The 15,011-nt window shown below is 69.2% G+C and carries 16 protein-coding genes and 1 riboswitch; of the genes, 2 read left to right on the plus strand and 14 right to left on the minus strand.

Features of this window, described 5'->3' with window-relative positions:
• Positions 1 to 212: 212 nt before the first annotated feature.
• The gene (locus RCAP_RS10085) at positions 213 to 698 is read right to left on the minus strand and encodes an ureidoglycolate lyase (RefSeq protein ID WP_013067753.1); all 486 of its coding nucleotides are present in this window, start codon (positions 696 to 698) and stop codon (positions 213 to 215) included.
• Positions 699 to 832: 134 nt separating this feature from the next.
• Here RCAP_RS10085 and RCAP_RS10090 point away from each other — a divergent pair, with 134 nt between their 5' ends.
• Positions 833 to 2,071 (plus strand): urate hydroxylase PuuD, encoded by a 1,239-nt coding sequence (locus RCAP_RS10090; protein WP_013067754.1) that lies wholly within the window; start codon positions 833 to 835, stop codon positions 2,069 to 2,071.
• Between the two features lie 239 nt (positions 2,072 to 2,310).
• On the opposite strand, the gene RCAP_RS10095 is transcribed toward RCAP_RS10090, so the two are convergent.
• The 11 genes from RCAP_RS10095 to RCAP_RS10145 all read right to left on the minus strand — a co-directional run bounded on the left by RCAP_RS10095 (position 2,311) and on the right by RCAP_RS10145 (position 12,812).
• Positions 2,311 to 3,618, minus strand: a complete 1,308-nt coding sequence (locus RCAP_RS10095) for a cobyrinate a,c-diamide synthase (RefSeq protein WP_013067755.1) — start codon at positions 3,616 to 3,618, stop codon at positions 2,311 to 2,313.
• Positions 3,615 to 6,104, minus strand: coding sequence for a precorrin-3B synthase CobZ (gene cobZ, locus RCAP_RS19315; RefSeq protein ID WP_013067756.1), 2,490 nt, complete (start codon positions 6,102 to 6,104; stop codon positions 3,615 to 3,617). The genes RCAP_RS10095 and cobZ overlap by 4 nt, the downstream gene beginning before the upstream one ends.
• A 40-nt stretch (positions 6,105 to 6,144) precedes the next feature.
• Positions 6,145 to 6,987, minus strand: a complete 843-nt coding sequence (locus tag RCAP_RS10105; protein ID WP_013067757.1) for an energy-coupling factor ABC transporter ATP-binding protein — start codon at positions 6,985 to 6,987, stop codon at positions 6,145 to 6,147.
• Complete coding sequence (cbiQ, locus tag RCAP_RS10110; protein ID WP_013067758.1) at positions 6,984 to 7,718, minus strand: cobalt ECF transporter T component CbiQ; 735 nt, start codon at positions 7,716 to 7,718, stop codon at positions 6,984 to 6,986. The genes RCAP_RS10105 and cbiQ overlap by 4 nt, the downstream gene beginning before the upstream one ends.
• Positions 7,715 to 8,026 (minus strand): energy-coupling factor ABC transporter substrate-binding protein, encoded by a 312-nt coding sequence (locus RCAP_RS10115; RefSeq protein ID WP_013067759.1) that lies wholly within the window; start codon positions 8,024 to 8,026, stop codon positions 7,715 to 7,717. The genes cbiQ and RCAP_RS10115 overlap by 4 nt, the downstream gene beginning before the upstream one ends.
• Complete coding sequence (locus RCAP_RS10120) at positions 8,026 to 8,694, minus strand: energy-coupling factor ABC transporter permease (protein ID WP_013067760.1); 669 nt, start codon at positions 8,692 to 8,694, stop codon at positions 8,026 to 8,028. Before RCAP_RS10120 ends, RCAP_RS10115 begins: the two co-directional genes overlap by 1 nt.
• Before the next feature lie 66 nt (positions 8,695 to 8,760).
• A riboswitch (cobalamin riboswitch) is annotated at positions 8,761 to 8,982 on the minus strand.
• A 34-nt stretch (positions 8,983 to 9,016) separates the two neighbouring features.
• On the minus strand, positions 9,017 to 9,784 hold the full coding sequence (gene cobF, locus RCAP_RS10125; protein WP_013067761.1) for a precorrin-6A synthase (deacetylating): 768 nt from the start codon (positions 9,782 to 9,784) through the stop codon (positions 9,017 to 9,019).
• A 1-nt stretch (position 9,785) separates the two neighbouring features.
• Complete coding sequence (gene cobA, locus RCAP_RS10130; protein WP_013067762.1) at positions 9,786 to 10,514, minus strand: uroporphyrinogen-III C-methyltransferase; 729 nt, start codon at positions 10,512 to 10,514, stop codon at positions 9,786 to 9,788.
• Entirely contained in the window at positions 10,511 to 11,296 is a 786-nt protein-coding gene (gene cobM, locus RCAP_RS10135) for a precorrin-4 C(11)-methyltransferase (protein WP_013067763.1), read from the minus strand. The genes cobA and cobM overlap by 4 nt, the downstream gene beginning before the upstream one ends.
• On the minus strand, positions 11,293 to 11,625 hold the full coding sequence (locus RCAP_RS10140; RefSeq protein ID WP_013067764.1) for a cobalamin biosynthesis protein: 333 nt from the start codon (positions 11,623 to 11,625) through the stop codon (positions 11,293 to 11,295). Before RCAP_RS10140 ends, cobM begins: the two co-directional genes overlap by 4 nt.
• Entirely contained in the window at positions 11,622 to 12,812 is a 1,191-nt protein-coding gene (locus RCAP_RS10145; RefSeq protein WP_013067765.1) for a bifunctional cobalt-precorrin-7 (C(5))-methyltransferase/cobalt-precorrin-6B (C(15))-methyltransferase, read from the minus strand. Before RCAP_RS10145 ends, RCAP_RS10140 begins: the two co-directional genes overlap by 4 nt.
• Between RCAP_RS10145 and RCAP_RS10150 the strand changes: the two genes are divergently transcribed.
• Entirely contained in the window at positions 12,811 to 13,566 is a 756-nt protein-coding gene (locus RCAP_RS10150; RefSeq protein ID WP_013067766.1) for a cobalt-precorrin-6A reductase, read from the plus strand. The two genes, RCAP_RS10145 and RCAP_RS10150, sit on opposite strands and share 2 nt — an antisense overlap.
• Here the strand turns inward: RCAP_RS10150 and cobJ are convergent.
• A complete protein-coding gene (cobJ, locus tag RCAP_RS10155) occupies positions 13,539 to 14,276 on the minus strand; it encodes a precorrin-3B C(17)-methyltransferase (protein WP_013067767.1) in 738 nt (245 codons plus the stop codon). The two genes, RCAP_RS10150 and cobJ, sit on opposite strands and share 28 nt — an antisense overlap.
• Positions 14,273 to 15,010: a precorrin-2 C(20)-methyltransferase gene (gene cobI, locus RCAP_RS10160; RefSeq protein ID WP_013067768.1), complete on the minus strand. Its 738-nt coding sequence runs from the start codon at positions 15,008 to 15,010 to the stop codon at positions 14,273 to 14,275. Before cobI ends, cobJ begins: the two co-directional genes overlap by 4 nt.
• Position 15,011 lies beyond the last annotated feature (1 nt).

The following is a 15,011-nucleotide window of genomic DNA, read 5'->3' on the forward strand; positions in this document are numbered from 1 at the left end:
AGGCCATCGCCGAGGTCACGCGCGCCCTGTCCCCTTGTCCGGCCGCGGCCCAAAGGCCGCCGGCCAGCGCCCGCCCCGCCCTCGGCGGGCGCTTCTCGCCCGCCGGGTCAGGCGCTGGCCTCTGGCGCGCTTGCGGCAAGCGGTCCTGCCGCAGCCGGATCGCAACGGGCGGGGAAAGGCGGTGCCTTTCCTGATCCGCCCGAGACCGGCAGTCAGCCCTCGACCAGAAGCGGCACCGGCAACGGATATTCCTGCAAATTCGCCCCCGGCCCGATCCGGTCCACCACCGCATAGCGCCCCGGCGCACCGATCGGCGCCAGAACCCCGTGCCAGCAGTTGCGCAGGATGTTCACCCCCTGCCCCGGCGCGGTCAGAAACGCCCGAAACCGCACCGGCACGCCATCCGCATCCTCGGCCACGCAGACCAGAAACGGCACGCCATCAAGCGGCAAAAACGCCTGTGAGCCCAGCGGATGCCGTTCGACCAGATCCAGAACATGGGGCAGCGTCCGCGCCTGCGCGTCAAAGAGCGAAATCCCCGCCCGCCCCTCGGCGTCGAAATCAAGCCGCGCCAGATCGTGATGGCGCCCGCAAAGCCCCGCATTGATCAGCCGGTCAGGCGGGCCAAGCACGTCGATCAGATCGCCGAAGGGGGCAAAGGCCTCGGCCGTCAGAGGCTCTATCATCAGCCGTTCCATTCCATCCTCCGCAACCCGTCCCGCCCAGAAAAGACGCAAAATCAGGCAAGTGCAAGGGCGCGACACCGCCCCGTCGCTTTTGCGCTGGAGGCGGCGTCCCCGCCCCGCTAGCCTGAGCCCAAAGGAGACGATGGATGGATGCTGCACTGATCTGGGACTGGGCCACTTTTGCGATGCGCTGGCTGCATGTCGTGACCGCCATCGCCTGGATCGGCTCGTCCTTTTACTTCATCGCGCTCGATCTGGGGCTGCGGGCCGCCCCCGACCTGCCCAAGGGCGCGGCGGGCGAGGAATGGCAGGTGCATGGCGGCGGCTTTTATCACATCCGCAAATATCTGGTCGCGCCCGAACGCATGCCCGAGCATCTGACCTGGTTCAAATGGGAAAGCTATGCGACCTGGCTTTCGGGCGCGGCGATGCTGATCCTGGTCTATTGGCACCGCGCGGATCTGTTTCTGATCGATCCCGCCAAGATCGCCTGGGAGCCCTGGCAGGGCATGGCGCTTTCGGCGGCCTCGCTGACCCTGGGCTGGCTGATCTATGATGCCGCCTGCAAGTCGCCTCTGGGCAATTATCCGGCGGCTTTCATGGCGCTCTTGCTGGTCGCGCTGACAGCCATGGCCTGGGGCTATGGGCAGATCTTCACCGACCGGGCGGCCTTCCTGCATCTGGGCGCCTATACCGCCACGATCATGACGGCGAATGTGTTTCTGATCATCATTCCGAACCAGAAGATCGTCGTGGCCGACCTGCGCGCGGGGCGGGCGCCCGATCCGAAATACGGCAAGATCGCCAAGCTGCGCTCGATGCACAACAATTACCTGACGCTGCCGGTGGTGTTCTTCATGCTGTCGAACCATGCGCCGCTTGCTTTTGCGACGACCTGGGCCTGGGTCATCGCGGCGCTGGTTTTCCTGATGGGGGTGACGATCCGGCACTGGTTCAACAGCCGCCATGCGCGCAAGCCCGCGCCGTATTGGACGATCCCGGCGACGGTGCTGCTCTTTGGCCTCTGCGTCTGGCTCTCGATGCTGGGGCCGCGCGATGCGCCCGAGGAAGAGGCGGCGCTCTCCGGCACGGCGTTGCAGTTTGCGCAGGCCCCGGGGTTTGACGAGGTCGCAAGCCTTGTCACCGCGCATTGCGCCATGTGCCACACCCGCGACCCGGCCTACGAGGGGATCCTGGCCGCGCCGAAGGGGCTCCTTCTTGACACGCCCGAAGCGGTGGCGCGGGCGGCGGAACCGGTCTTCATCTTTGCCGGGCTGACGGCGGCGATGCCGCCCGGGGCGGCGAATTTCATGACGCCCGAGGACCGCGCGGCGATCCGCGCCTGGTATCGCGCCGGGGCGGAAGCGGAACTGGCACGGAACTGACGGGGTTTCGGGCGGCATTGCCTTGACCGAGGCCATCGCCGAGGTCATGCGGAGCATGTCCCCTTGTCCGGCCGCGGCCCAAAGGCCGTCGGCCAGCGCCCGCCCCGCCCCCGGCGGGCGCTTCTCGCCCGCCAGGACGGGCGCCGGCCTCTGTCACGCTTGCAGCAGGCGGTCTTTGCAACGCAGTGGCGACCCGGGCGGGCAAAGGCAGTGCCTTTGCCTCTCCGCCCGAAACCGGCCTATCCCGCGATCAGATGGAAGAAGCTGCCCGTCACATGGCCCCGCACGGAGCCCGTTTCCGCCACCGGAGCGCCCGCCGCATCGCAGACCTTTGCCAAGGGCGCATCGGGTTGCTCAAGGATCGTCGAATAATGGAACTCGTGCCCGTAAAGCCTTGATCCCGCACCATATCCCGGCAAAGGTGCCAGCAGATCGGCCGACCGGTAGCCCAGATGCAGCCGCCGCTTTTCATAGCTGGTGACCAGTCCCAGCAGCCCCGCCATCGCATGCGCCCGACCCTCGGCATCGACAAGCCTTGCCCCCAGAACCATGTAGCCGCCGCATTCGCCATGGACCGAGCGGGTTTCGGCAAAGGCGCGCAAGCCCGCCTTGAAGCGCGTGGCCGCGGCAATCCGCCCCGCGTGCAATTCGGGATAGCCGCCCGGCAGCCAGACCAGATCGGCCGACGGATCGGGCGCCTGATCGGCCAAGGGCGAGAACGGCAAGACCGTCACCCCCGCCCGCCGCCAGGCCTCCAGCATATGCGGATAGACGAAGGAAAAGGCGGCGTCGCGGGCGAGCGCAATCCGCCCCGCGGGCGGCACCGCCCAGGCCCCGGCCCCGGGCGCGGGGCCAGCGCCCGCAACGGACAAAAGCGCCTCCAGATCCACATGCGCGGCGACGAAATCGGCGAGCGCCTCCAGCGTCGCCTCAAGCCCCGCCTGTTCCTCGGCCTGCACCAGCCCCAGATGCCGCTCGGGCAGGCTCAGATCCGACCGGCGCGGCAGCGCGCCCAGAACGCGCAGGCCGAGCCGGTCCATCTCGGCGCGGATCATCGCCTCGTGCCGGGGGCTGGCGACATGGTTCAGGATCACCCCCGCCAGGGGCGGCGCCTCGGGGTGGCGGGCAAAGCCAAGCGCGGTTGCCGCCGCCGATTGCCCCTGCCCCTTGACATCGAGCACCAGAACGACGGGCCAGCCAAACATCCGCGCGATCTCGGCACTGGTGCCGCGCCCCGACCGGCCCGGATCGGCGGGCCCGTCATAAAGCCCCATCGCGCCTTCGAAAATCACCAGATCGGCGCCCGCCGCCTGGCCCGCCAGCGCATGCAGCTGCGGCCGGTCCATCGCCCAGCCATCCAGGTTGAAACTGGCCCGCCCGGCGGCGGCGGCGTGAAAGGCGGGGTCGATGTAATCGGGCCCGTTCTTGAACGGCTGCACGCGCAGCCCCCGCCGGGTCAGCGCCCGCAACAGCCCCAGCGTCAGCGTCGTCTTGCCCGAGCCCGAGGCCGGTGCGGCAATCGCAAGACCCTTCGGTCCCTCGCTCATCTTTCCCCTCCCGCCCGGTCGGGCCCTGATGCGGTCTTGCTGCGGGCCCTGTCAAGCCGGGCCCTGTCACGCTGCCGCGCCCGCGCCTCGGCCGCGGCGCGGATCAGCGAGATCAGCCGCCAGCCGCCATGGGACAGCTTGCTAAAGGGCAGGCCCAGCACCGCCCCCGCGACCGCCCCCAGATGCAGCGCCAGCAAAAGCCCCATCGCCGGGGTGTCGCGCAGCGCCAGAAGCGCCAGCCCCGTGCCTGCAAGCAAGGCCAGCTGCCCCCGCAAGAAACGGTCGGAGCGCGCCATCGCGGGCGTCTTCAGCGGATCGGGGCGCAAGGACATCAGCGCCAGCCCCGCCAGCATGGCCACGCCGCCCGAGGTGCCCAGGATCACCGGCGCGCTGAGCAGCGGATAGGGCGCGGGCTGGCCCAACTTGTGCAACACGAACCCGGCCACGGTGGCCAGAAAGGTCAGCCCGAAGCCGCCCGCCAAAAGATGATGCGCAATCCGGCGCAGCCGCCCGGCGGGGCCCGCGCGATCCTCGCAATCGGCAAGGTTGCGCAGGGTCAGCGCGTCGACAATCCCGGCCCGCAAGGCGGGCGCATCGACCGGCACCGGCCCGCGCCCGGCCCGCCAGAAGAGCGCCAGCCGCAGCGCCAGCCCCAGCGCGGCAAGGCCCATCACCGCCCCCGTCGCCCCGGCCATCACCGGATGCGGGATCAGCGCGTAAAAGGCGCCGGGGCCGGTGTGACTAGCGAAAACCCGTTCGAGCGGTTGCAGGGTCAGCAGCAGAAGCGGCGGCAGCACACAGCAAAGCGCAAACAGCGCCTGCGCCGGGCGCAAGGGCTCACGATACTCGGCGCGGCGCACGTCGGCCAGCGTCGCGGGCAGGTTGATGCCGAAGGCGTGCGGGGCGGCATATTGGCAATCATGCAGGCAGGACCGGCAATCGTGGCACAGATGCGCCAGATGGCGCAGATCGCCCCGGGTCAGATCGGGGCGGCCCTGCGCGGCGGGAAAGACGGCGCAAAGCCCGGTGCAAAAGCCGCAGCTGTTGCACAGGTTCAGCGCCCGTTTCGCCTCGGCGAAGGGGTCGGGCACGGGGTCGATGACAACGGGACGGGACGGCAACGGCTGCGACAGGGAACGGACCTTTGGCGCAAGCCTGGCCGCCGCGCGCCCGGCGATGCGGCCAAAGACGGCGGCGATGGTCAGCCCCGCGCCCGACAGATAGCCCTGTCCCAGAATCGCCCCGCACATATTTGTTCCGGCTGCGAAAAGTCTGGGGGCGACGGCATCGTTCAGACGCACCCGGGCAAAGGCGTCCACCACCAGCCCGTAGCGGGTGAAGCCGATGCCGGGGATCATCGGGATGGCGTGCAAGGGCACAACCAGCGGCATGATTTCGCCCGTGCGCGGCGGATCCGGCGGGCGGTTCAGCGTCTCGGCCAGCCCCCCGGGGTCGATGCCACAAAGCCCGGCCAAAGCCTCGGGCGTGTCGGCCGAAAGCGGCGGGCAGGCCATCGGCGGCAGCGTCTTTGCGGCGTCAGCCCCCAGAAGGATCCAGGCGCGCGGATCGGGGCGGGAAAGCAGCTGGCGCGCCCAGACCGAATGGCGCTCGGGGCCCCGGATCGCGCCTTCATCGGCAAAGCGGCGGCCATCGGCGCCGACGACGATCCCGTGCTGCATCCCGTCCACCCGGCTGACGATGCCCGCATCGTGAAAGGGTGCGCGCGGATCGACGGCGACGACATGGCCATCGCCGGGCAGCCCCGCCGCCTGCGCGCCCTCTGCCAGCGCCTGCAACAGCAGACCGCCCAGCTGTTCGGGCGTGCCGCGGTTGGCGATGTGATCGGCTCGGGGGCCGTGCGTCTTTGCCAGCCAGTCGCGGTTCGCCCCAAGACCGCCCGAGGCCAGAACCAGCGCCTGCGTGGTGATCCGATGCGTGCCGACCGTGACCGTCAGCGGGCCGTCATGCGCCGGATCGAAGGCCTCGGGCGGCAGGCGGTCGACGGCGATCCCGGCGCGGATCTCGACGCCCAGACGCCGCGCCCGGGACAGAAGCGCATTCGTCAGCGCCTGACCGCCGCCGCGCAAAAACACCGTGCGGCGGGAATAGGGCAGATTGCCCGCGGCCCAGGGTTCCAGCCGCACGCCCTGCGCCAAAAGCCAGTCCGCCAGATCGCGCGAGCCCTCGGCCAGCACCCGGGCGAGATCCGGATCGCCCGCGCCGACGCGGAGCAGATCGCGCTCGAACTCCTCGGCCGGGTAGCTGTCGCGCTGAAACGGCGTCTCGATGTCCGAAGCGACGCGGATGTTGCGCCCGTGCCGGGCATTGCCGCCCAGCCGCGCCGGGGGGGCGGCGTCGAGCACCAGCACCGAGGCGCCCGCCCGCGCCGCCTCGATCGCAGCGCAAAGCCCGGCCAGCCCCGCGCCGATGACAAGGACGCCGACCGAGGCGGGCAAAGGGGGTTGGGGGGCGGGCGTCTGATCCATGGCGGCAAGGTAACGCAAGGCGCGGGCAAGGAAAACCGGGCTAACGCCGGGTCCAGCCCGCCATCTGCGCCGCAAGCGCGTCGCGGGTCCGCGGCAGCGCGCTTCGGGGGCCAAAAGGCCGTGATCGCGCGCGCGAAAGCGCCAGATCGATCACCAGGGGCGGGCGCAGCCCACCCTGTGCCAGCGTCGCGCGGTCGGAGAGCACCGCCGCGGCCGCCCCCTCGGCCAGAACGCGGCCGGTGCGAAAGAGCGCCACCCGGTCCGCCAGAGCGGCGGCGAGTTCGACATCATGGGTGGAAAAGACCAGCGTCATGCCCGCGGCGCGCAGCCCGTGCAACAGGGTCAGAAGCTGCTCGGTCCCGGCCAGATCAAGCCCGGCGGTGGGTTCATCGAGCAACAGCACCTCGGGGCGCATCGCCACCGCGCCCGCAATCGCCACGCGCCGCTTCTGCCCGCCCGAGAGCATATGCGTGGGCCGGTCGCGCAGATCGGAAATCGAGAGCGCCGCAAGGGCCTCTTCAACCCGGGCGCGGGCCTCGGCCTCGGAGAGGCCAAGGTTCAAGGGCCCGAAAGAGACATCCTCGAAAACCGTCGCGGCGAAAAGCTGGTCGTCGGCATCCTGCAACACAAGACCGACGCGGCGGCGCCAGTCGGTCAGATCCTTGCGGGAATGGCCGGTGGCGGTGCCCCCCAGCAGCACCCGGCCCGATTGCGGGCGCAACGTGCCGTTCAGATGCAAAAGCAGCGTCGATTTTCCGGCGCCATTCGGGCCAAGGATGGCCAGGCTTTCGCCCTGCGGCACGGCAAGCGAGAGATCATCAAGCGCTTTCACGCCGCCCGGGAAAGCGTAAGTCAGGGCCTCGGCGGCCAGGATCGGGGTCACAGCAACACTCCGGCCGCAAGGATCGCGGCTTGCAAGGTCAGGATCAGGCCAAGCACAAGCGGCGAGGCCGCGGGCCGGGTCGAAAGTACCCGCATCTCGCCCTGCCAGTTGCGCGCCGCAAGCCCGGTTTCAAGACGCCGGGCGCGGTCGAGCGCGCGCGGCAGCAGCGCCGCGATCACCTGTGCGGTCGAGCGCAGCCAGCGCCGCCGGGTGGCATGGCCCAGACGCGCGCGCTGCGCGGTGGTCATCGCCGCCGCTTCCTCGGCCAGAATGAAAACAAAGCGATAGGTCAAAAGTGCAATCTCGATCAGTTCGGCGGGCACGCGCCAGCGGCGCAGACCGGAGAGCAGATCGGCGGCGGGCGTGGTGGTGGCGAGAAACAGAAGGCAGCAGGTCGCGGCGCTGGCCCGCATCACCAGCGCGGCGGCCTTGGCCGGGCCCTGAGGCGCAAGGCCGATGCCGTCGGGTCCGATCTGGATCAGCAGCACCGCGGCCCCGGTGGTCAGAAAGCCCAGCGGCAGCACCGCGACCGCGGCCCAGAAGCGCAAAGGCACCCGAGCGCCCAGAAAGGTGAAGGCCAGGATCGCGACCGTGACCAGAACCGCGCCCGGAAACGGCGGCACGGTCACGGCAAGCGCCAGAAAACCAAGACCGATCAGGCACTTCTCGGCCAGCGGGCGGTTGCGCCAGCGGCCTTGCGCGGCGACCCGATCGATCGAGGCGATACTCATTCCGCGGGGAAGGACCGGGGCGCGGGGGCGTTCTGCTCGCGGGTCTTTGCGGCACCCTGACGGCGGCCGATCACCAGCCCCACGACAAAGGCGCCAAGGGCCGCCTGCAGCGCGAAGAACAGGCTTTCAACCTCGCCGCTCGGCGGCTCCCAGAGCGGATCGGCCCAGGGGGCAAAGCCCGGCACGGTCGCCTCGATCAGCTCGGCCGCCTGCCCGTCGGCACCGCCGAATTCCCCGCCCATCAGAAGCGGCACCACCACCAGCGCCACGGTTCCGGCCAGCAGCCACAATGTCCGTTTGCTGCTCATCAGCGTGCCTCCCCGGCCAGAATGCGCAATTTGTCCTTGTCATCGACCTTGCCCGCCAGCGCATCGACGACGATCACGGTCAGGAAGCCCTCGGCAATCGCCAGCGGGATCTGCGTCAGCGCGAAGACCGAGCCGAATTTCAGCGCCGCGCCGAGGAAGCCCGAAACCGGATCGGGGTAAGCCAGCGCCAGCTGCAGCGAGGTGGTCACATAGGTCGCCAGATCGCCGAGGAAAGCGGCCAGAAACACCGCCACCGCCATCGAGGCCCCGGCCTTGCCCGCCAGTTTATAGACGCCCCAGGCCACCCAGGGCCCGACGATCGCCATCGAGAAGGCATTGGCGCCAAGCGTCGTCAGACCGCCATGCGCCAGCAAAAGCGCCTGAAACAGCAGCACGATCACCCCAAGCACTGCCATGACCGAGGGGCCGAAGACGACCGCGCCCAGCCCGGTGCCGGTCGGATGCGAGCACGAGCCGGTGACGGACGGAATTTTCAGCGCCGAGAGCACGAAGGCAAAGGCCCCCGAGGCGGCAAGGGTCATCCGGGCCTCGGGACGCTCGGCGACGATCTTGCGGATCTTCACCGCGCCCGCGACGACAAAGGGGCCGGCGGCAAGGGACCAGCCAATGGCATGGGTGACGGGCAGATAGCCCTCCATGATATGCATGCGAACAACTCCACATCGAACGCGCCGCTTTCGGATTGACCGGAGACACCCCGCCCCGGGAAGGCTTGCGACGCCAGAGCGATGGCAGGTCTCCTGACTTGCGGTTCGATCAACTCGGGTCACCTTCCCGGCCGTTCTCCCCGGTGGATCGGGGGGGCCAGTGGTCTTCGACCGTCGTCTCGCCGCTCACAGTTGCGGGGGCAGCCACGGATTAGGCCCCTGATGGGTAATCCTCACCGTGTTCCCTATTAATCCCGTCCAGTTGGGAACCATCGCCTGTTGGAGTAGCCGCGCCGCGGGGCGAGGTCAAGGCCGGGAAGCGTCACGCCGCGGGCACATTGCGACGCAGCAGGTAGATGTCCATCACCCAGCCGTGCCGGGCGCGCAGATCGGCGCGGGCCTGCAGGATTTCATCGGTGACCTCGGCCACGGGCCCCCTGATCAGCACCTCTTCGGGCATGGCCACACAGGCGCCCCAGAAGATCGTCAGCCCGTCGGGCGGCAGGCTTTGAAACGAGCATTCACCGTCCAGCATCGCCACCACCGTCTCGGTGCCCGCGGGCCAGCCGTGATCGCGCAATTGCCGCCCCGTCGTGATGACGACCGGCGCGCCGATGTCATTCAACGGAATCGCATGGGCGGCGCAAAGCGCCTGAATCGCGGTGATGCCGGGGATGACTTTCGTCGTGAGCGGCAGGCGGGATTTCAGCCGTTCGGCGATGCGCAAGGTGCTGTCATAAAGCGAGGGATCGCCCCAGACGAGCAGCGCCACCCGCCCCTCAAGCCCCGGAACATGCGCGGTGATTTCCGAAAGCCAGGTCTCGGCGATGGCATCGTGCCAGTCGTCCACCCCCTTGCGATAGGAGGGGTTCGACGCGTCGCGGACGGGCAGCGCGAAGTCGATGACCTTGGTGGCCGGGTTCGTCAGATGCGCGGCACAGATCTGGCGCCGCAGCCCGGCCAGATCGGATTTGTCGGCGCCCTTGAGCGGGATCAGGATCAGATCGGCGGCATTCATCGCATCGACCGCCTGCCCGGTGATGTGGCGCGGATTGCCGGTGCCGATGCCGATCAGGGAAAGCTCGATCATCTCAGGCCTCCGGCGCGTAAAGCGGACCATAAAGAATGAGCGCGGGCTTGTCGGAGCGTTCCGCGGCAAGGCTTGCGGCAAGATCGGTCACGGTCGAGCGGGTGACGCTTTGCCCGGGGTGGCCCACGGCCTCGGCCAGAAGCGCGGGCGTATCGGGGGCCAGCCCATGCGCGATCAGATCGGCGGCCAGTTTCGGAAAGGTGCGCTTGCCCATGAAGACGACGGTCGTCGCCCCCTTGTCGGCCAGCGCCGCCCAGTTCAGCCCCTCGGGCAGATCGCCCGTCACATCGGCGCCGGTGACGAATTGCACCCGCCGCGCGGTCAGACGGCGGGTCAGCGGCAGCCCGGACGCGGCGGCGGCGGCGCAGGCCGAGGGCACGCCGGGGATGATCTCGTAGCCGATGCCCGCGCCGGTCAGCGCGTCCAGTTCTTCCTCAAGCCGGCCGAAAAGCCCGGAATCGCCCGATTTCAGCCGCACCACCCGTTGCCCGGTCAGCGCATGATCGACGAGCAAGCGGCTCACATGATCCTGCTTCGGCGAGGGCCGCCCGGCCCGCTTGCCGACCGCGATGAGTTCGGCCCCCCGGGCGGGCATGGCCCCAGGATCGGCCCCGGCGGAAAGATCGTCGAACAGCACCACATCGGCCTTGGCGAGCCGGTCGGCAGCTTTCAGCGTCAGAAGCTCCGGATCGCCCGGGCCCGAGGAGACGAAAGAAACGAAACCGCTCATTCGCTGCCCTCCGGAAAGCGCGGATGCGTGCCAAGCGGCCGGTAGCGGCGGTCGTAATCGCCCGCGTAAAGACGGCTTTCGTCGAAATCCTCGGTCGCCAGCGACCGGCCGACCAGGATCAGCGCCGTGCGCTCCAGCTCGGCGCCAAGGCTGGTCTGCAGCGTGGCCAGCGTCGCCCGGACGACGCGCTGATCGGGCCAGCTTGCGCGCCAGACGATGGCGACCGGACAATCTTCGCCGTAATGCGGCACCAGTTTTTGCACAACCTCGTCAAGCACATGCACGGAGAGGTGAATGGCCAGAACCGCCCCGGTGCGGGCGAAATTCTCCAGCGTCTCGCCCGCGGGCATGGCCGAGGCCCGCCCCGAGGTGCGGGTCAGAATGACCGATTGCGCCACGCCCGGAAGCGTCAGCTCGGCCCCAAGGGTCGCGGCGGCGGCGGCAAAGGACGGCACACCGGGCGTCACATCATAGGGAATGTTCAGGGCGCGCAGGCGGCGCAGCTGCTCGCCCATCGCCGACCAGATCGACAGATCCCCCGAATGCAGCCGGGCGACATCCTGGCCCGCGGCATGGGCCTCGGCGATCGTGTCGATGATCGCATCAAGGCTCATCGGCGCGGTGTTGACGATCTTCGCGCCGGGCGGGCAATGGGCCAGCAGCGCTTCGGGCACCAGCGATCCGGCGTAAAGGCAGACCGGACAGGACGCGATCAGATCGCGGCCGCGGATCGTGATCAGATCCGCCGCCCCCGGCCCCGCGCCGATGAAATGCACCGTCATTCGTCCTCTCCCTCCGCCACGGCAAGGACCACCCCGCCGATCACCTGTCGGGGCAGCACCAGCCGCGCCCCCTTGCCCGCCGCGACCAAGGCCGCCGCCTCTGCGACCGAGCCGGTGCCTTTCAGCGCCCGGACCCGCTCCGATTGCGCGGGCGTGTCCACCCCCGCGACCATGACGCCGATCACCCGATACTCGGGCAGAGCGGCGGCAAGCTCTTCGGCTTTTTCGCGCGCCGTGGCAAGGGCATCCACCTCTCCCACGGTGGCGACCGCCTGACGCAGCGGTTTTGACCCGGTTCCCGGCCGAAAACCGACACCGGCCACCCTCATCTTTGCCCGCTCCATTGCAGCTGCGGACGGCTGGCCGACCAGCCGCGCATCCGGCCCAAGGGTTCGGCCTGCGCGATGTCGATGCGCAAAAGCTGACCGCCATGCCGGGCGTGGAGTTGCGTCAGCAGCGTTTCCGATTCCAGCGTCACCGCATTCGCCACGATCCGCGTTCCGGGGGCGAGCCACTCCCAAAGCCGGTCATAAAGTGCCTGCGACCCGCCGCCGCCGATGAAGACGGCCTCAGGCAGGGGCAGATCCGCCAGCGCCGCGGGGGCCGTGCCCTGCACCGCCCGCATCCGGGGCGAGAGCCCGTAAGTGTCTATGTTCTTTTGGATATTCTCGATCCGGTCGGCCCGCGGCTCGATCGTGATCGCGCGTCCCCCCGCCAGACACCATTCGACCGAGACCGAGCCCGAGCCGCCGCCGATATCCCACAACAACTCGCCGCGGCGCGGGGCGAGCGCGGCCAAGGTCAGCGCCCGCATCGGCGATTTGGTGATCTGCCCGTCATGGGCAAAGGCGCTTTCGGGCCGCCCGGGCACCTGCGAAAGCCCCGTGCCGGAGGCAAGATCCGCGCCATCCAGCGCCACCGCGACCAAAGCAGAAACATCAGTAAAATCATAGTCTTCCGCGGCAATGCTGCGCAGCATTTCGGCCGGACCGCCCAGCCGCTCGGCCACCGCCATCCGCACCGCGCCAAAGCCGTTTGCGACCAGCCAGCCCGCCAGATCCGCCACGGCGGCGCCGTCGCGCAGCGTCACGACCGCGCGTTGCCCGCGGCCGAGCACCGGCAGCAACCGCCCGAAAGGCGCGGCATGCAGGCCAAGCGCGGCGGTCTCCTCGACCCGCCAGCTCAGCCGCGCGCAGAGCAGCGACACCACCCCGGGCACCGGAAAGGCTTGCCATTCCCCGGGCGCCAAACGCTCTGCCAGCATGGACCCCGCCCCGAACCAGAACGGATCGCCCGAGGCCAGAACCACCGTCGCCCGGCCGCGGCAGTCCAAAACCGGAGCAATCTCAAAGGGAACGGGCCAGGCCCGACCGCGCCCGCCCGCCGCCACAAGGTCAAGATGCCGCGGCCCGCCAAAGATCACCTCGGCTGTTTCCAGCGCCCGACGGCTTGCCAAGGACAGCCCATCAAGGCCATCTTCGCCCAGACCCAGAATGCTCAACCACGGATCAGACATGACGCGCCTCCTTGTGCTTGGCGGCACCACCGAAGCCAGCCGCCTGGCGAAAACCCTTGCAGATCAGGGCTTTGAGGCGGTCTTTTCCTATGCGGGCCGCACCGGTGCCCCCGTCGCCCAGCCCTTGCCCACCCGCATCGGCGGCTTTGGCGGCGTCGCGGGGCTGGTCGATTACCTGACGCGCGAGGGCGTGAGCCATGTGATCGACGCCACCCATCCTTTCGCCGCGCAGATGAGCGCGAACGCGGTCGCCGCCTGCGCGCAAACCGGCGTGGCGCTGTGCGCTTTCGAACGTGCGCCCTGGACCGCGCAAGCGGGGGACCGCTGGACCCATGTGCCCGACCTTGCCGCCGCCGTCGCAGCCCTGCCGCAGGCGCCCGCGCGGGTGTTTCTGGCAATCGGCAAGCAGCACTTGCGCGACTTTTCCGCTGCACCGCAGCATCACTATTTGCTGCGCCTGGTGGACCCGCCCGAGGGGCCGCTGCCCCTGCCCGATGCGCGCGCGGTGATCGCCCGCGGACCCTTTACTGTTCAAGGGGATACGGAATTGCTGCGCAGCGAAACCATCACCCATGTCGTCGCCAAGAACGCCGGTGGCGCGGGGGCCGAGGCGAAATTGATCGCCGCCCGCAGCCTTGGCCTGCCGGTCATTCTGATCGACCGGCCCGCCGTCCCCGCGCGCGACATATGCGCCACGCTCGAGGGGGTGATGGGCTGGCTTGCCGATCACGGCGCGACGCCGCGCGGGGTATAGACCCAGGGCCCCACCCGGCGCGTCGCGGCATTGCCGACCAGAACCACGGTGCGCATGTCGGCCATCTCGGGCGTCGCGTCCCGCAGTTCGACCACGGAAATCGCCTGCTCGGGCGTCGTCACGGCGCGGGCGAACAGGATCAGCCGCCCGGGCTCGCATTCCTCGCGCAGGATCTCCAGCACGCGGGTGAACTGATGCGGGCGCGATTTCGAGCGCGGATTATAGAACGCCATCGCGAAGTCGCCGCGCGCCGCGTGCCGCAGCCGCTTTTCGAGAATTTCGAAAGGTTTGAGATTGTCCGAAAGATTGATGGCGCAGAAGTCGTGCCCCAAGGGCGCCCCGGCCGCCGCCGCCGCCGCCAGCATCGCGGTGATGCCGGGCAGGATGCGGATTTCCGTTCCGGCATGTTCGGGATGGGCCTCCAGCGCCTCGAACAGCGCCGAAGCCATGGCAAAGACCCCCGGATCGCCCGAAGACACCACCACCACGCGCCGACCTTCTGCCGCCATTTCAAGGGCATGGGTGGCGCGGTCCAGCTCCACCCGGTTGTCGGTCGGATGCAGGGTCAGGCCCTCGCGCGGGGCGATGCGGGCGACGTAAGGGATGTAGCCGACGATGTCGGTCGCCTCGGCCAGCGCCGCGGTGACTTCGGGCGTCACCAGATCTTCGCGCCCGGGCCCAAGCCCGGCAACCGTGACCCAACCGCTCATGCCTCGTCCCCCAGTTCCGGCCGCCGCCCCTGCCCGTGCACCAGCACGATGGCGAAATAGGGGCAATCTTCCGCGGCCACATCGACCAGACGCGCGATGCGTTGCGTCGGCATCGTGCCGCGCTCGACCAGCCAGGCGGCGTCAAGCCGCCCCGCAACCGCAAGCGCGCGCTTGATTTTCGGCAGGTTGCGCCCGGTCTTCATCACCACGATCGCATCCGACCGTTCCATATGCGCGACCAGATCCGCCTCGGGAAGCGTGCCTGCCATCACGGTCAGCACATCGTCGCCCCAGGTGATCGGCGTGCCCGTCGCCCACCAGCAGCCGACCATGCCGGGAATGCCGGGGATCACCTCGACCTCGGCGCGGCCCTGCAGGCGGGTGTAGAGATGCATGAACGAGCCATAAAGAAAGGGATCGCCCTCGCAAAGCACCACCACATCGCGGGTTTTCGAAAGTTCCGAAAGCCGCGACGCCCACTCGTCATAGAACCGCGCGAGCGCCTCGATATAGTCGGGACTGTCGAACGGAAGTTCGGTGGTGACCGGATATTCCATCGCATGTTCGACGACATCGGGGCGCAGCATCCCCTCGACGATCCGCCGCGCCTGACCGGCCCGCCCGGCCTTGCGGAAATGCGCAATGTCGGTGGCGGCACGAATGGCGCGATCGGATCGCACCGAAATCAGATCGGGGTCGCCCGGCCCAAGCCCGGCGCAAAGGATGCGTCCCATT

Source organism: Rhodobacter capsulatus SB 1003 (assembly GCF_000021865.1).
Lineage (GTDB): Bacteria > Pseudomonadota > Alphaproteobacteria > Rhodobacterales > Rhodobacteraceae > Rhodobacter > Rhodobacter capsulatus_B.

What these genes read in the sequence shown, in the direction of transcription:
- RCAP_RS10085 (WP_013067753.1), bottom strand. Translation starts at nt 698, where the DNA reads ATGGAACGGCTGATGATAGAGCCTCTGACGGCCGAGGCCTTTGCCCCC.
- RCAP_RS10090 (WP_013067754.1), top strand. Translation starts at nt 833, where the DNA reads ATGGATGCTGCACTGATCTGGGACTGGGCCACTTTTGCGATGCGCTGG.
- RCAP_RS10095 (WP_013067755.1), bottom strand. Translation starts at nt 3,618, where the DNA reads ATGAGCGAGGGACCGAAGGGTCTTGCGATTGCCGCACCGGCCTCGGGC.
- cobZ (WP_013067756.1), bottom strand. Translation starts at nt 6,104, where the DNA reads ATGGATCAGACGCCCGCCCCCCAACCCCCTTTGCCCGCCTCGGTCGGC.
- cbiQ (WP_013067758.1), bottom strand. Translation starts at nt 7,718, where the DNA reads ATGAGTATCGCCTCGATCGATCGGGTCGCCGCGCAAGGCCGCTGGCGC.
- RCAP_RS10115 (WP_013067759.1), bottom strand. Translation starts at nt 8,026, where the DNA reads ATGAGCAGCAAACGGACATTGTGGCTGCTGGCCGGAACCGTGGCGCTG.
- RCAP_RS10120 (WP_013067760.1), bottom strand. Translation starts at nt 8,694, where the DNA reads ATGCATATCATGGAGGGCTATCTGCCCGTCACCCATGCCATTGGCTGG.
- cobF (WP_013067761.1), bottom strand. Translation starts at nt 9,784, where the DNA reads ATGATCGAGCTTTCCCTGATCGGCATCGGCACCGGCAATCCGCGCCAC.
- cobA (WP_013067762.1), bottom strand. Translation starts at nt 10,514, where the DNA reads ATGAGCGGTTTCGTTTCTTTCGTCTCCTCGGGCCCGGGCGATCCGGAG.
- cobM (WP_013067763.1), bottom strand. Translation starts at nt 11,296, where the DNA reads ATGACGGTGCATTTCATCGGCGCGGGGCCGGGGGCGGCGGATCTGATC.
- RCAP_RS10140 (WP_013067764.1), bottom strand. Translation starts at nt 11,625, where the DNA reads ATGAGGGTGGCCGGTGTCGGTTTTCGGCCGGGAACCGGGTCAAAACCG.
- RCAP_RS10150 (WP_013067766.1), top strand. Translation starts at nt 12,811, where the DNA reads ATGACGCGCCTCCTTGTGCTTGGCGGCACCACCGAAGCCAGCCGCCTG.
- RCAP_RS10145 (WP_013067765.1), bottom strand. Translation starts at nt 12,812, where the DNA reads ATGTCTGATCCGTGGTTGAGCATTCTGGGTCTGGGCGAAGATGGCCTT.
- cobJ (WP_013067767.1), bottom strand. Translation starts at nt 14,276, where the DNA reads ATGAGCGGTTGGGTCACGGTTGCCGGGCTTGGGCCCGGGCGCGAAGAT.
- cobI (WP_013067768.1), bottom strand. Translation starts at nt 15,010, where the DNA reads ATGGGACGCATCCTTTGCGCCGGGCTTGGGCCGGGCGACCCCGATCTG.